Source organism: Saccharospirillum alexandrii, from assembly GCF_043641555.1.
GTDB classification, from domain to species: Bacteria; Pseudomonadota; Gammaproteobacteria; order Pseudomonadales; family Natronospirillaceae; genus Saccharospirillum; species Saccharospirillum alexandrii_A.
In genome coordinates, this window is record NZ_JBHZRJ010000005.1 from 276,258 (window position 1) to 291,174 (window position 14,917).

Below are 14,917 nucleotides of genomic sequence, written 5' to 3' on the forward strand. Positions count from 1 at the left end.
TTAACGCGCAACGTCTTTGCCATGACCACCACTACTCCCGAGCAGTAGTTAACAGCGTATCCACAGTGACCGCTCGCCAATCCTCGACCCGGCGATTGATAAACCCGGCGTCCTTGTATGCCTGGGAGATGACACCGGCTTTCTTAAGTCGCATCAGTCCCAGGTGCAAGGATGAGTTGAAATAGCTACCTTCGGGGTGCGCCCGGGATATTGCGAAATGCCGGGTGCCGGTGAGGCCGATCTTGACACCTGGAATGGGTACCAGTGTGCCGGCATCGAGTTGAAGCTGCATGCCCTCGCTTTGTTGAAACGGTGCCAGCAGGTAATCCTGGCTACCTTCGAACACCGCCTCGACCATGTCTCCCCAGGTGTCGGCATGTGTCAGAGACTGGGGGCCAAAAGCGTTCAGTGTTTCCCAGTCGACTGCCCAGTTGCGGCTGGAAATTGCCCGCAAACGGCGCAGCTCAGCGTCGGTGTCGGCGGCCAGGGCCTGGCTGTTGTTTACCGGGGTATAGAAACCCGCTTCAAATTGCCCACGCTCGATCACGGCGGTGGTGATGTATAGCTCCTGCCAGCGCTCGGTCAGGTCGCTGAGCCAGGCGCTCGTGGCTGAGGCAATGGCAGTACCGTCGGCTAACGCCTTCAGGGTAATTTCATAGTCGGCTTCAGTAACAAAGTTTAGCTCGAAATCTGCTCGTGAACGCTCCAGGGCCTGTTGCATCAAAATTACCTCGACCACATCGCGGCGACTGCCAGGCCCGGAGAAATCGGTGATGGTGAGCGGGTCGCGACCATCGAGTAGGGTCTGGTAGTCCTCCCAAACATCTGGCGGGACCAATACCGTCAGGGGGTCAGCGTAAGCTGCGGGGAGCAAGGTAAGCACGCAGATCAGTTTTAGTAGGGACGGCTTCATAGCGCTAACTCAGGTTAAGTCTGAAAACCCAAGTAGAGCGGATTATAAATACCAATGCAATACCATTAGTGCACTTGGTATCTTTAAGGTTCTATTTTAGACAGCGAACAAGCCGACAAGGCTGTCTGTGCCGAGGGGTCTCAACCGTGACACCAACCTGAGCACTATCAGGATACTCGCCTACTGGGCGCGCCTTGTTAGTCGTCCTCTGTCAGCCATCCGGCCGGTCGCCGCGGGGGGAGGTGGCCTCAAGCCACGCGTTTCATGGCATGGTTTTTCGCCCCGGGAGCCTGAATAAAGCGTTGAACCTGTTTCATGGGCATGTGGTCACTGGTATCGCGGCCATACCAGCAGTCTACGATGTGGCCCTTTTCGTTGATCAGAAAATCGGCGGGTACCAGCTTCACATTCGGGTTCTTGGAGGGGTAGCCGCCCTTTTTCATGCCCATGAAGATGCGCGGCAATTTAAACAGCAGCGCCTTGAACAAGGCAAAACTGGAGTGCTCAACCCCGTAACGGTTGTAGATCTCAAGATCTGGGTCTGCCACCAGCCGGAAAGGCCTTGGGTGACGGGCTACGTAGTTGCGAACCTCATCGTTCGTAGAACTGAAAACCGCAATAACCTCAACATTGTCCTTTTGCCATTCTTTGTAACGATGGGTCAATTCATACACCCGGAAATTACAGAACGGACAGGCAGCGTCCCGAAAGAAGCACAGCATCACCTTTTTGCCTTTAAAGGCGCTCAGTTGAATGGACTCTCCGAAAACATCTTTCGTGGAGAAGTCGATTATGGCTCTGGGGGCTTGAAGTCTCATAGCGTATCTCTTGTGCAACGGATTGACGATCTAAACCATGGGTACTCCTCAAACCTGATATTGGATGCTGAAAGGGGATGAAAAATCGCACTCTACTGGGTTGCGAAACGTATAGAAAACGATCGTCAGGTCGAGGGAGGTTCATCATCGCAAGGCCAGAGAGAATGGTTCCATTGCGTAAAATAATTCCATACATCTCTCTTAGGCGCTGATGCTGCGCACCAAGTGGTTTTTCAACAGGCTTGCTGAGTGTTGTCATTACATTCTGAAAACCAAAAAGTGCCTTAGAGATTTGGAATCACGTCACAAATGCACTAGGGTACGCCGCCTCGACGCTGAAGAGGTTTACCGTTTGCGAGCTGCCACGAAATCGACAATCAGAAGCACCCTGTCATTCGCCGCCACTGCGCGTGTGATTGCTGGAGCGCTCTGTACTCTCACTTTGGCACGCATACGTCCCCTCAGCTTCCGACTGCAATCGGCCACCGGCCACCCCTCTCTCTTTCCGCTCAGCATGCGGCACCCTGCCCCCATCATCCGCGCGGGTATTCGCGACGGTCGCAGTATCGCCCGATTCCTGGCGCCGCCGGTGAGCGGTTACTGAGCAACAGCGTTACTCAAACGCTGATTCTAATTTTTCTGCAACACTGGAGTACTCTGTATGCGTAAAACAACCCTGGTAATGGCGGCGAGCGCGCTGTCAATGTCAACTGCGGCATTCGCCGATTGTGGCGAGGTTTCCATTACTGAAATGGGCTGGGCTTCCAACGAAGTCGTTACCGGTGTCGCGACATTCCTGATGGAAAATGGATACGGATGTGACGTCACCGTTGTTCCTTCCGACACAGTTCCAGCCGTAACGTCGGTCGCGGAAAACGGCGAGCCCGACATTGTCACCGAGTTGTGGCTCAACTCGACCGGCGAAGTTTACAACCGCCTGGAAGAAGAAGGCCGTATCCAACGCCTTGGGCGAGTGCTGGAACCCGGCGGTGTGGAAGGCTGGTGGATTCCCACTTATCTGGCCGAAGAACACCCTGAGCTGACCACCATTGAAGGGGTAATGAACAACCCGGAACTCGTCGGTGGCATGTTCAATAACTGCCCGGATGGCTGGGGCTGCCGGGTCGTGAGTGACAACCTGGTACGCGCGCTGGAACTGGAAAGCAGCGGTATTGAGGTGTTCAACCACGGTTCTGGCCAAACCCTGGCCTCGTCCATGGCATCAGCCGTAGAAGACGGTGAACCCTGGTTTGGCTACTATTGGGGCCCGACTGTACCGCTCGGCAAATACGACATGACCCGTGTCGATCTGGGTGAGATTGACGAAGACATTCACGCTCGCAACCAGAACCAGAATGCAGACAACCCGGGCGTATCAGACTTCCCGGCCGCACCCATTCTGACCGCCATCACAACGGACTTTCAGGAACGCGAACCTGAAGTGGCCGACATGCTCAGCCACCTGAGCTTCGACACCAGCGTGATGAGCTCCATCCTCGCCTGGATGGATGAAAACAATGCCTCTGGTGAGGAAGCGACCGTTTATTACCTGCAAAACTACTCCGACGACTGGTCACAGTGGTTGAATAACGATGCACGGTCGAATCTGGCTAACCTGATCAACTGATCGTTCAGGTACCTGCCTCTTATTTACGGGGCGACCAGGCGTCGCCCCTTTTCTTATCAATGGCAAGCGGGGCTGACTGAAAACCGATAGCAGGCACCCTGCCTTTTCGGTTTTCAGACAGGTCTGCCTGCCAGACACTCAACGGATCGATCACACTATGGCAGTATACGACTCTGTATTTTCCAGCCTGGGCCTGAAAGACTGGTGCGACAGCAGCGGGCAAGATGGCCCCATGTCCATGGCTGATTTGATGAATCAGAACGCGGGTGCAGAAGACGATGCACCTGTCTCCGCCTGGGATTTTCCCTTCCCCTCAATGGACGCACTCAACGACGCCTGTGGGTCTTTTCCACAATCCAGAGATTTGACTCAAGGGCTCGAAGAAGGTTTTCTGGGCGCGAAAGATTCAATGAGCATAGTGCTCGACCCGTTAACGCAACCGCTGAGCTGGATGCTCGACGGGACGCTTTACACGATGTTGTCTACACCCTGGTGGATTGTTATTCCATTGCTATTGTTTGTGGTGAAACTGGTGACTCAGTCCTGGAAACTGGTCGCCTTTGTTGGCGTCTGTCTGGGCGGCCTGGCGTTTATAGATCACTACGAATACGCGATGCAAACCTTGTCGATCATCTTCGTGTGCGCCTTCATTTGCGTCCTGCTTGGAGTGCCCATTGGCATCGCCATGTCCCGCAGCGACACCATGCAACGCCTAACCGTCCCAGTGCTCGACATGCTGCAGACGCTGCCTCCCTTTGTGTATCTGATACCGCTGATCTTCCTGTTCAGCGTGACAGAGTCCAAACTCTACGGCATCGCGATTATTCTGTATGCGATCGTTCCAGTGATTCGCCTGACCAACCTCGGCATACGCCTGGTCGACAAAGACATCATCGAGGCGGCTAATGCGTTTGGCATGACCGACCGGCAAAAGCTCTACAAAGTACAGATTCCACTGGCCCTGCCCAACATCATGGCCGGGGTGAACCAGACCATCATGATGAGCCTGGCCATGGTGGTGATCGCTTCACTGGTCAGTGCGCCCGGGCTCGGCGTGCTTGTGTTGCGCGGCATTCGTAACCTGGAGCTCGGCGTCGGTCTCGTGGCGGGGTTAGGGATTGTCGTGCTTGCGGTCATTCTCGACCGGGTCACTAAAGCATCGCTGGCACGCATCGACTCATCGAGAAAGGACTGAGGGTAACCACATGAATGATCATCCAATCAGAATTTCGATTCGGGAACTGTACAAAATATTTGGTGACGACCCTCAGAAGGCGCTGGAACATGTGAAAGCGGGAATGAGTAAGGCCGAGCTTTTGGAAGAGCACGGTCACGTGCTCGGCTTACAAGACATCAACGTCGACATGCGCGAAGGCGAGATCACCGTCATCATGGGACTCTCGGGGTCCGGCAAGTCAACCCTGATCAGGCACCTTAACCGGTTGATTGAGCCGACCGCCGGCCGTATCGATGTCGACGGCGAAGATGTGCTTCACTACCACGACCAGCAGCTGCGTGAAGTGCGTCGCCAGCACATGACCATGGTCTTCCAGAATTTTGCGCTGTTACCGCATTGGACCGTACTCGACAACGCCGGCATGGCACTCGCTACCCGCGGTTTCGAACGCGGTGATTACGAAGAAGAAGCCACGAAGTGGCTCGCCCGGGTGGGGCTGGAGGGCAATGAAAACCAATACCCGCACGAGTTATCCGGCGGTATGCAACAGCGCGTGGGAATCGCCCGGGCACTGACCTCCAATGCGCCCATTATGCTGATGGACGAGGCCTTTTCCGCACTTGACCCGCTGATCCGGACTGACATGCAAGATCTGCTTATTGAGCTGCAGCGCGAATTGAGGAAAACCATCGTGTTCATTACGCACGACCTGGACGAAGCGCTGAAACTTGCAGATCACCTGGTGATTCTGAAAGAAGGCTATGTTGTGCAGCAGGGTGAACCTCAGGAAATCCTGATGCAGCCGAACGACCCGTACATTATGGATTTCATCAGCGACATCAACCGGGCTCGAGTGCTTCGTGTGCGTTCGGTCATGGACACCACACAAACCACTTCCGGTGACTACGCCGGGGAAGTAGACGCTGACGACAACCTTGAATCGGTCATCGCACGGTCGGAAGGTGACACCTCTTTTACCTATCGGGTCATGCAGGATGGCGAGCCAGTCGGCATGCTTAGCATGAAACGACTGGTACGCGCCCTCGTTCCAACCGATGCCAGCCAGGAGCGCAGCAACGTTCAGTAATTCACGAGAGTAGGCCTTGCACCTGTGATGACACACAGCCGCTTGCGCCTACATCTACTGACACCATAATTAACAGTGCGCCCAGACACCCTACCCGGCTATCGGTTCTGAACCGGCATCCCCTGGTCTCAACTGCAGCTGCACTCCGAGTAAAAAATTACGCAGCACCTGATCTTTGCATTCCCGGTAATTCGAGCTTTCCGGATTGCGGAAAAAAGCGCTCAGTTCATGCTGGCTAAGATCGAGGTCCACCAACTTTAGAATGCCCAGGATGTCTTCAGCTTTCAGGTTCAACGCAATTCGGAGTTTCTGGAATACCTTATTATTGTTCAGCCGGCTTTCTGGCTCTGGCTGCTGACCATCACGTTTACCACGCTTGAAATTGATGAAGCCGTTAAGAAACACAGCCAGTTCTCTGTCCGTCATTTTAAGAAACTCACTGTCTTCTTCCTTGCTCAGCCAGCCAACCACCTGCTCCGCGGTAACCACGTAATCGGCCAGGGCGAAGATATCGACCATTGTTCCGTCTTTCAAATCGAAGGTATAACGTACGCGTCGTAGAATATCATTATTGGTCACAGTACAGTTCCTGAGTTTAGGAACACTAAGGAAAAAGACAGCGTTCCTGAAAAGACAGCCATATTACCATAGCTCAGCTCGGTAGCCTGATCTAAATGACAATTGGGATCTCTCAGATACCAAGGTCTTTTCAGCAATCGCGGGAATGGGCGTCAAATCCATTGTTTCGGCGAATGCTGATTTATTGGGTGGCAACACGAGCAGGACACCCATCCAGAAAATAGGCACACTGATCAACAACAGCAAAGAGTATCGAGGATAGTTCACATCCAGCTCCCTTAAGAGAAGAGGTATAACAGCCACTGTCTATTCGGCGTTATACACAACGGGCATCTGGCCCATCCACTTCTGCCACTCGCTCGCTTCGCAGGCCAGTCTAGTCATAAAATAGGCCACATTGATGCGGCTAACCTGGCCCGAATTGAACACCACCCCTCTGACCGGTGAGGGAAAACTCTCATAATTGCTTACCTGATCACTGTTCACTAGACCGTCGGGCCTTACAATGGTCCAACTGATGTCCGGATGATTCTGACCAATATCCTTTCTCAGAAATTCTGCGGCCAATTCATTATCCCGGTGAGGTGGCAACAGCAGGCGAACAATACCAACCACTAGCCGATCTCCAATACTCAACTTCTCATCCAGATCACGGTTGCGGTTGCCATTGGTGTTCATCAGTATGAACTTGGTTGGGGGCTGTTGTTCGGCCTGCTGACGACGGGTACGAATGATTGAGTGCGCCATCCGTTCGACGGCTTCACGGCACAATAGCCGGGGGGCGCCAAACATCCCTTTGAACGTCAGGTTATGGCCCAGGCAGGAAATCACACCGTCGCAGCCAGAAATCAGGGTATCCAGCTCTCTATCCGCCATGTCCAGCAGACTGCCAGCGGCCACTTTCAAGTTCGGGTAAAGGCTCACTTCGTTCTGGAGAGCTGCGGGGTTGCGCGCCACAGTGACAACATGGTGCCCTTGCTGCAACAACAGCGTGGCGACATGCCGCCCGGTTGCTCCGGTTGCTCCTGCGATAAAAAATTTCATGGCATCAGCCTCGATTATCCAAATGTCGGAAACGTCGTAGTCGGCTAACAACGTTGACCGAAGGACGATTTAGAGCCAGTATACCCATACACAAAGACAGTAATATCACCCAATAAATACTATGAGGTATGCGTTAACGCATGGATTGGAGTTCAATACAGTTTGACTGGAACAGAACACGGGCGTTTCTGATTGTGGCCGAAGAAGGGTCTCTTTCGGCTGCAGCCCGGTCGCTGAACATGTCCCAACCCACTCTCGGCCGCCAAATTGCGGCACTGGAGCAGGAACTGAATGTCACCCTGTTTGAGCAGGTCGGCAAGCGCCAGGTACTGACCCTAAGCGGTCAGAAATTGGTGGGTTATGTGAAGCAAATGGCGGAAGCGGCGAATCAACTGTCGCTAATGGCGCTCGGGCAACGCACCGATTTGTCGGGTCTGGTCACGGTCTCTGTCAGTCAGTTGGACGCTCTTTATAGACTACCGCCGGTTATCCGGACGATCCGCCAGGTTGCACCCGACATCGAACTGCGGATCGACGTATCCAACGAGGTGGCAGACCTGAAAAGGCGGGAAGCCGATATCGCCGTCCGCAGTTTCCGACCTGACCAGAGTGATCTGATTGCCCGAAAAATTGCCGATGAGCCCATAGGCTTATACTGCTCACCCCAATACGCCGAGAGATTTCCCGGGGTCAGACAACTCAAAGACCTCCGGCATGCAGACTTTATTGGTTATGATGTCAGCAACAGTATTAAAGACAACCTTCGACACCTTGGTGGTGAGCCCGATACCTACCGATTTCCGATTATCACTCAATTTCAATTGCTGCACATCGAACTGGCTAAGTTGGACCAGGGTCTTATCTTTTTGCCGACGGATATTGGCAGCCAACTACCGGAACTCACCTCTTTGTTTCCAAATGACGAGCCGGTGATGGAGATCCCGGTCTGGCTGGTGTGTCATCGCGAACTGCGGACCAACCCTGGCGTTAATCTGGTATTTAATGCCCTGACTGATGCCTTGTTTTAATCCGTGATCACCTTTAATAGCCACATATCTGAACTTTCCGGGTAATTCTCGCTATCCCTCAAAGGATACCCGCCGGAATAACAAAGTGCAGTACCAACAATCTTCAACCCTTAACAGGTGCCAGATGAGGTGTCCGGGTAAACCTCTATTAGACCGAGCCTCTACTCCTGTATAAAATAAACATTCTATACACTTGGTAACACCGAGTAACGATCTAACCCACTCAATCAACCAAAAACCATTTGATTTCGCCCCTGGTGCTTCGACTGGTAGAGCATTTCATCGGCCCTCTGCCATACAGACTCAATAGTATCACCCTCCTTCACAAGCGTTGCGCCAATGGAAAGCGTAGTACTGACTGTCTCGCCATTACCCGATACGACGGTGATCTTTGCAAACATTTCGAGCAACCGTGACGTGAAGGATTCTAATTTATCCATGGGGCATCCTACCAACAGCAGTCCAAATTCCTCTCCACCCAGGCGCCCTACAACATCATCACTTCGAGAAAACTCATTCAATGTTTCTCCAAATTTTTGGAGAAGTGCATCACCGGCCACATGGCCATGTGAATCATTGAATCGTTTAAAGTGATCAATATCCATTCCCAGCCATATCAGCGTACCTGGTGGTCTATTCTCAAATATCTGATTGGTTGCTTTCAAAAACCCTCGCCGGTTCAAGACCCCAGTTAGCTCATCGGTTAGGCTCAGCGTTTTGTAGCGAATTTTGTCGGCTCCTAACGCTTCAGCCTGTTCTTTCAAGCTACTGAAGCGCAAGCCCAACACCATGGACAACAAGGCGACTTCAATCAGGGCACCCGCGTAAAAGAAAAAGATGAGCCACTCACTTGGCTGAACCAACCCGAGCCACATCCAACCCCAAAACCCCGCTGATATGATGTAAAAAGTCCACGCCACAAAAAAATAGCGCGCTAGCGGGTGGCCCATACGCAACGACAGAACCACCACGACCATGATGAGAGGCGGTCCGAAAATACCAATAGAAATGGCGACTAGATACCCGTAGAAATTTGGCAAAAAAGGAATTAACAGAAGCAATACGGAAAACACCACAATCAGGCCTACCAGAACACGGTCTATCCGTGGTAACTGAGTGCGGACGTTCAACAATTCGCGTACGAATACCCAGGAGATAATCACCGTCATCGTGCTGGTAAAATTTGCCAGGTAAGATCCAGTACCAATAGCGGGGTAAATCAGTCGAATTAGGCCGGCCATGTCCAGAAGGTAAAGCAAGTTTCCAAAAACAAACAAGCAATACGTCAGGTAGATACGCTCACGCGCTCGTACTCCGATAGCAAGGTTATAGCAGAAAGCGAGGATAAACATGCCAATGACCGTACCGAAATAGAATAGCGTCTTAACAGATTTCCAAAGCAACCCTTCCAACGGTGTCGCCTTTATACTGAATTGGAACACCTGATCGGTCGTTAACCGTAAATAGGCGGTCCGCTCCTCAACCGCGGTATCCAATAGAAACGTTAAAAAACGGGCCGGTTGCTGGAAACCTTCACTCTGCGGCCCGCCCACAGCCTCAACCTGCTGCCATTGATTTTGCTTGAATTGAAAGGCCTCACCGTTAAGACCGGTATTCGGCAACAGCTCTACCCACAAGCGATCGAACGGCGAAGTGCGCGGCACTTCCAAGCGCAACCAAATCACGCCACCCTGCAAGCCAATCCAATAATCCGACTTCCAAAAAGGCTCGCCCACGCGCGCCTGTCGCATCTCGTTCCAATCGCTGTCAGGTACTCTTCTGAGCTGCTCAAAGGTCAACGCCCCCTCGCGATCCAGGAGAAACTCTGCCTCAATTTCTATGGATTGTTCAGCAGATGCGCCCATGCTGAATAGTAAGCTCATCAGGATGGGGGCAACTATCAGGGCCAGGAACCGCCTGTAATGCATGTCTGTTGGGACCTTAATTGAAATAGTCGTGTTGCGGGCCATGCGTTTCTCCTACCAACTTGAGGCAATGGCCGCCCGTGAACGCACGCCAACACTTCAGACCCTGAACAGGTTTCGTAGCGTACCCAGGTATCATTCTAGCAAACTCTGCGACGTGAACACTGACCCCGATCAACGATGGTGTGTCACCCATGTCACCTTTGTAAGCAATCCTCCTCCATAAACATGGCCTATCACCGTGGTGAGCCATGCTCCAGTGGCCGTCGTGGGGCCTAGCGGGGCTTAGCGAGTGGGCCTAGTGAGGACACCCATCCCAGTCGATAGTTGTAATGTGTTTCATTCTAAACATTGATAGACTGCAGGTAGTCTATGCCAAGCCTGTCGAGAACTGTTTGCATTTTGTGCGGCCTGTCCTAATTGCTCTGTCATTGATAGACTGCATTTCTCTATTCAAACTATGCGATGCTCACATCATGCAACCCCAGGTTGATCCGTTCATTGCCCCCAGGTGTACAGAATCGATCGAGATTCTGTATCAGGACGAGTCGATCCTGCTGATCAACAAGCCCTCCGGATTGCTCAGCTTATCTGGCAAACACCCCCTGAACAAAGACTCGGTGCACTTTCGCTTGATTCAGGATTTTCACGATGCACGACTACTGCACCGACTGGATTTCGGCACATCGGGTATTATGCTTGTCGCGCTTAATAAACAGATTAATGGAATACTCACCCGGCAGTTTCAGGCGAACACCATTGCAAAGACCTACACGGCCGTGTTGCAGGGACATGTGACGCCCGAACACGGCACGATCAGCGCGCCAATTGCCAAGGGGGAGTTTCCGTTGCAAGTGATTTGTGGGGAAACGGGCAAGCCGGCGTTGACCGAATACGAAGTGATTCGGCACGTGCAAGTGCCCAATGAAGCAGGGCATCCGGTAGCCTGCAGCCGGGTGTTGTTCAAACCGCGAACAGGCCGCACCCACCAACTGCGCATTCACAGCCGCGAACTGGGTCACCCAATACTGGGGTGTGATCTTTATGCCAGTGATGCTGCCTATTCGCTGGCAAGCCGGCTAATGCTACATGCAACCTCTCTGGCCTTTGAGCACCCTCTAACCGGCAAGCGTATAACCGCCCGCTGTCAAACACCTTTTTGAGAATTGCACAGCATCGCTTGTCATTGAATGGCAAGCGACCTTACCCAGAGGTGTATTCGCTCGATCTCTGCGCCTGCAGTTATGTCCAACCATTACCACATAGTGCTGCATATCAATGCCGAGAAAGCCAATGCTTGGCCGGATACCCAAGTCATTCACCACTGGCATACGCTCTAAGCCGCCTAACGCGAGTGCCTGGATAGCCCACGCTGATAACGCCGAAATCTTCGGCTTCAAGGCAACTTGCCTTCACTGATTGTCTATTGACGCGACCGTCTCCCGAAAATAGTCCATTCGACCAGCGTTGCTGTGAGAAAGAAGCATGTTACGAGTTCGAACCATTTTCTGGCGCACCGCATAATAGAACGTCTGCCTGAATTCAGTCAGCACCCAACCTTCGCCAAGATCATGGCTCTGCATAGTTTCAATGTGCGTACCACGGGGAAAGACCTCGAGCCCAAGACGTTGCAGGACAGACATCAATTCAGTTTTGTCGCGCGCGCATTGCCAACTGACATCGGTCTCGTCCCGATAGTGATCAATGCGGAAATCGATTGTGTCATCAACGCGGGAAAGTAACGCTTCTCCATCTCCGCCTGCAAAGGCCAGCAGGAGGTTTTCGATGGTTTCAATTGAGGACTCTTGCTGCATGATGATGCTCCATTCATGTGTAGGGAGTGCTCAATGTAAAGCAGATCAAGCATTAGTTAAAATATGTTATAACTCTTCATATGAAATAATTAGACTATGGATACTCCATGCTTGATATGCGCAATATGCGATACTTCGTCGCCACCTACGAAGAAGGCTCAATTACCGCTGCTGCAAAGCGCTGCTTTATCGCTCAACCATCGATCTCTAATGCCATCCTGCAACTTGAGGAGAGTCTGGGCACCCGCCTTTTCATTCGTCATAAAAAGGGCGTACGGGCCACGCAGGAAGGCCATGACCTGTATCCGCTGGTCAGGCGGTTGCTGGCAGAAGCGGACGCGATAGGCGAACATTTTCGACGTTCGACGACACCGGCTATACGCCTGGGAATGCTACCTACCTTACCCGGGCGGCGCGTAGAACAGATCGTGCACGAGATACGTTGCACCGCACCGGGTGCAGCGATCTATCTGGTCAATTCGCAGGCAGAATGTGATTTGTGTTTTACCATACGGGAGTATGTACCCGTCGATTGGCAGTTCCAGTCGTTATGGCGTGAGGATTACGTATTGGCATTGCCTGAAAGCTCACATCTGGCACTGCATGATGAGCTGACGGCTGATGATCTGTCAGGCATGCCTCTAATTGGCCGGGTGCACTGCGAACTCAAAGACAGAGTGCAGCAACGTCTGGAGCAAGAATACCAGCTGGATGCTGATCTGCGCGCGAGCACTGACAACGATGACTGGGCGCTAACACTGGTGGCCTGCGGCATGGGGGTTGCCATCGTACCGGAAAGTGTTGCTGCCAGCAGGCAGGATGTCCTGGTACGACGCCCGCCCATACTCGCCGATCTAAATCGAGAAGTTGGTGTTGCCTTCCATCCTACAGCACTCCATCAGCTTGAATTCGTAAAACCACTGGTATCGAAGCTGCGTACTTTACGTTGGAAGCCAGCTTAGGGGGTTGGTTGATACCGCTATCTCAATTAAAGCTAAATGTCAGCAGTTCGGTATGTGTCGATCGGGACCGACTTAATTGTCGCTCTATGAGTCTGGCGCTACGCCTGTCCAATCAGTCGCTAGATGCTCAACCATCAATTCAGTTAACCAATCCATAAACACACGCACTCTTCGGGCCATCGCTCGTCTGTGCGGGTATAACAGAGATATATCCATGGGCTCGGCCGGAAAACTTGGCATTACCTGCACTAACTCGCCCCGTGCCAGGTAGTCTTTAACTCCGATAAAGGGCACTTGGATCATTCCCAAGCCGGACAAACAGGCGTAAAGATAGGTCTCCGTACTGTTCACCGTTAATGCGGCCGACATGGGTATATCCCTGCATGCCCTTCCATCCCAATATTCCCATCCCGGCTCGGCACGTCCCAAGGTTTGGCCATAATGGACTAGCTTATGTTGCGCCAAATCCTCCAATGTTTCAGGAGTGCCGTAGCGCGCCAAATAAGCTGGACTGGCACAATTAACCACCGCCAGCCGGCCCAATGGCCGCGCAATAAGGCTGGAGTCGGTCAGGGTGCCGACTCGAAACACACAATCGAACCCTTCTCGTACTAAATCTACCCGCCGGTCGGTCGTGCTCAATTCCAGCTCAATACCCGGATAACGCTGTTGAAAGTCCAACAGATACGGCAAGACCAGACGACAAGCACTGCCCGTCGGCATATCTACGCGAACCCGCCCGGTCAGTAGCCGCTCTTCACGGTGAAACAGCGTGGTTGCATCTTCTACATCTGCCAGGAGGCCGCGACAGCGTTCGTAGAAGACCTCGCCATCCTGCGTGAGGTGAACCCGCCGAGTGGTGCGGTTGAGCAGGCGCGTGCCCAGCCACCCCTCCAATTGCTTAACCGCTTCTGAAACGCTGGCTTTAGGCATCCCCAAGCTGGCTGCCGCTTGCGTGAAACTAGCCAGCTCTGCCACGCGGACAAACACCTCCATTCGCTCCAATCGATCCATTTCACCACCTATTGTTCGTGTTTGACGAACAGCATAACCAAGAAACCCGTGTTTATTAAATTATTTCTGATCAATAACCTAGTCCGTGCACAATCACTCAACGAGGAGCATGAAAGATGACAACCCCAATCGCTTTGATAACCGGCGGCAGTCGTGGCCTGGGTCGCAGCATGGTACTGAACCTGGCCCGCAAAGGCGTCGATGTGATTTTTACTTATCGTCAACGTGAAGCTGAAGCTGCAGAGCTGGTCCGCGCGGTAAACGATATTGGCCAGCAGGCTGCGGCACTGCAGTTGGATGTGGGCAAAAGCACAGGCTTTGAAGCCTTCACCACCCAGCTACGTCAAACTCTGCGTGACCAATGGCACCGCGACAGAATCAATTACCTGGTTAACAACGCCGGTATCGGTGTGCATAAGAGTTTCGAGGAGACCAACGAAGAAGAGTTCGACCAGTTGATGAATGTTCATTTAAAAGGCCCCTTCTTCCTCACCCAACACGTGCTGCCGCTTATGGAGGATGGCGGCGCAATTCTGAATGTCTCAAGCGGACTTGTCCGCTTCGCTATACAAGGTTACGCCGCCTACGCCACCATGAAGGGTGGTATCGAGGTGTTAACACGCTATCTGGCAAAAGAATTGGGCGAAAGGCACATTCGTGTGAACGCACTCGCACCCGGGGCAATCGCGACGGATTTTGGAGAAGGGGCCGTGCGTGACAACCCGGAACTCAATCAGTTCTTAACCAGCCAAACCGCCTTGGGACGCGTTGGCCAGGCAGAAGACATAGGGCCAATAGTGGCAAACCTGCTTCATGAGGAAAACCGATGGATAACCGCTCAACGCATCGAAGCCTCCGGCGGGATGTTCTTGTAGGTAGTTATTGAACACCCTTATCTAATAGCAGTATGAACGCTGGACACCATCTCG

14 protein-coding genes are annotated in these 14,917 nt (G+C 52.7%); 7 read left to right on the top strand and 7 right to left on the bottom strand.

Translation table 11 applies throughout. The annotated features are described in order from the left end of the window. Positions 1-31 precede the first annotated feature (31 nt). Positions 32-913, bottom strand: coding sequence for a hypothetical protein (locus ACHUE7_RS18255; protein ID WP_394171320.1), 882 nt, complete (start codon positions 911-913; stop codon positions 32-34). Positions 914-1,161: 248 nt separating this feature from the next. Then, positions 1,162-1,731 (bottom strand): peroxiredoxin family protein, encoded by a 570-nt coding sequence (locus tag ACHUE7_RS18260; protein ID WP_394171321.1) that lies wholly within the window; start codon positions 1,729-1,731, stop codon positions 1,162-1,164. Positions 1,732-2,392: 661 nt separating this feature from the next. Here ACHUE7_RS18260 and ACHUE7_RS18265 point away from each other — a divergent pair. From ACHUE7_RS18265 to ACHUE7_RS18275, 3 genes are all read left to right on the top strand, one after another. Next, positions 2,393-3,358: an ABC transporter substrate-binding protein gene (locus ACHUE7_RS18265; RefSeq protein WP_394171322.1), complete on the top strand. Its 966-nt coding sequence runs from the start codon at positions 2,393-2,395 to the stop codon at positions 3,356-3,358. A 157-nt stretch (positions 3,359-3,515) separates the two neighbouring features. Next, positions 3,516-4,553 carry an ABC transporter permease gene (locus ACHUE7_RS18270; protein WP_348476289.1) on the top strand — a complete coding sequence of 346 codons (1,038 nt, stop codon included), beginning with the start codon at positions 3,516-3,518 and terminating at the stop codon, positions 4,551-4,553. 10 nt (positions 4,554-4,563) lie between these two features. Further along, positions 4,564-5,622, top strand: a complete 1,059-nt coding sequence (locus ACHUE7_RS18275; protein WP_394171323.1) for a quaternary amine ABC transporter ATP-binding protein — start codon at positions 4,564-4,566, stop codon at positions 5,620-5,622. 90 nt (positions 5,623-5,712) lie between these two features. Here ACHUE7_RS18275 and ACHUE7_RS18280 read toward each other — a convergent pair whose 3' ends face one another. Both ACHUE7_RS18280 and ACHUE7_RS18285 read right to left on the bottom strand, forming a co-directional pair. Further along, on the bottom strand, positions 5,713-6,201 hold the full coding sequence (locus ACHUE7_RS18280; protein WP_394171324.1) for a YehS family protein: 489 nt from the start codon (positions 6,199-6,201) through the stop codon (positions 5,713-5,715). Between the two features lie 306 nt (positions 6,202-6,507). Beyond that, on the bottom strand, positions 6,508-7,245 hold the full coding sequence (locus ACHUE7_RS18285) for an NAD(P)-dependent oxidoreductase (protein WP_394171325.1): 738 nt from the start codon (positions 7,243-7,245) through the stop codon (positions 6,508-6,510). Between the two features lie 140 nt (positions 7,246-7,385). Between ACHUE7_RS18285 and ACHUE7_RS18290 the strand changes: the two genes are divergently transcribed. Continuing rightward, complete coding sequence (locus ACHUE7_RS18290; RefSeq protein WP_394171326.1) at positions 7,386-8,273, top strand: LysR family transcriptional regulator; 888 nt, start codon at positions 7,386-7,388, stop codon at positions 8,271-8,273. Between the two features lie 227 nt (positions 8,274-8,500). Here ACHUE7_RS18290 and ACHUE7_RS18295 read toward each other — a convergent pair whose 3' ends face one another. Next, the gene (locus ACHUE7_RS18295; RefSeq protein ID WP_394171327.1) at positions 8,501-10,243 is read right to left on the bottom strand and encodes a diguanylate cyclase domain-containing protein; all 1,743 of its coding nucleotides are present in this window, start codon (positions 10,241-10,243) and stop codon (positions 8,501-8,503) included. 431 nt (positions 10,244-10,674) lie between these two features. On the opposite strand from ACHUE7_RS18295, the gene ACHUE7_RS18300 reads away from it, so the two are divergent. Next, positions 10,675-11,361, top strand: a complete 687-nt coding sequence (locus ACHUE7_RS18300) for an RluA family pseudouridine synthase (protein ID WP_394171328.1) — start codon at positions 10,675-10,677, stop codon at positions 11,359-11,361. 249 nt (positions 11,362-11,610) lie between these two features. Here the strand turns inward: ACHUE7_RS18300 and ACHUE7_RS18305 are convergent, their stop codons facing one another. Then, positions 11,611-12,012, bottom strand: a complete 402-nt coding sequence (locus ACHUE7_RS18305) for a hypothetical protein (RefSeq protein ID WP_127558575.1) — start codon at positions 12,010-12,012, stop codon at positions 11,611-11,613. Between the two features lie 107 nt (positions 12,013-12,119). Between ACHUE7_RS18305 and ACHUE7_RS18310 the strand changes: the two genes are divergently transcribed. Beyond that, complete coding sequence (locus tag ACHUE7_RS18310; protein ID WP_394171329.1) at positions 12,120-12,974, top strand: LysR family transcriptional regulator; 855 nt, start codon at positions 12,120-12,122, stop codon at positions 12,972-12,974. Between the two features lie 84 nt (positions 12,975-13,058). Here the strand turns inward: ACHUE7_RS18310 and ACHUE7_RS18315 are convergent, their stop codons facing one another. Further along, positions 13,059-13,988 carry a LysR family transcriptional regulator gene (locus tag ACHUE7_RS18315; protein ID WP_394171330.1) on the bottom strand — a complete coding sequence of 310 codons (930 nt, stop codon included), beginning with the start codon at positions 13,986-13,988 and terminating at the stop codon, positions 13,059-13,061. 116 nt (positions 13,989-14,104) lie between these two features. On the opposite strand from ACHUE7_RS18315, the gene ACHUE7_RS18320 reads away from it, so the two are divergent. Beyond that, entirely contained in the window at positions 14,105-14,863 is a 759-nt protein-coding gene (locus tag ACHUE7_RS18320; protein WP_394171331.1) for an SDR family NAD(P)-dependent oxidoreductase, read from the top strand. The last annotated feature ends 54 nt before the right edge of the window (positions 14,864-14,917 follow it).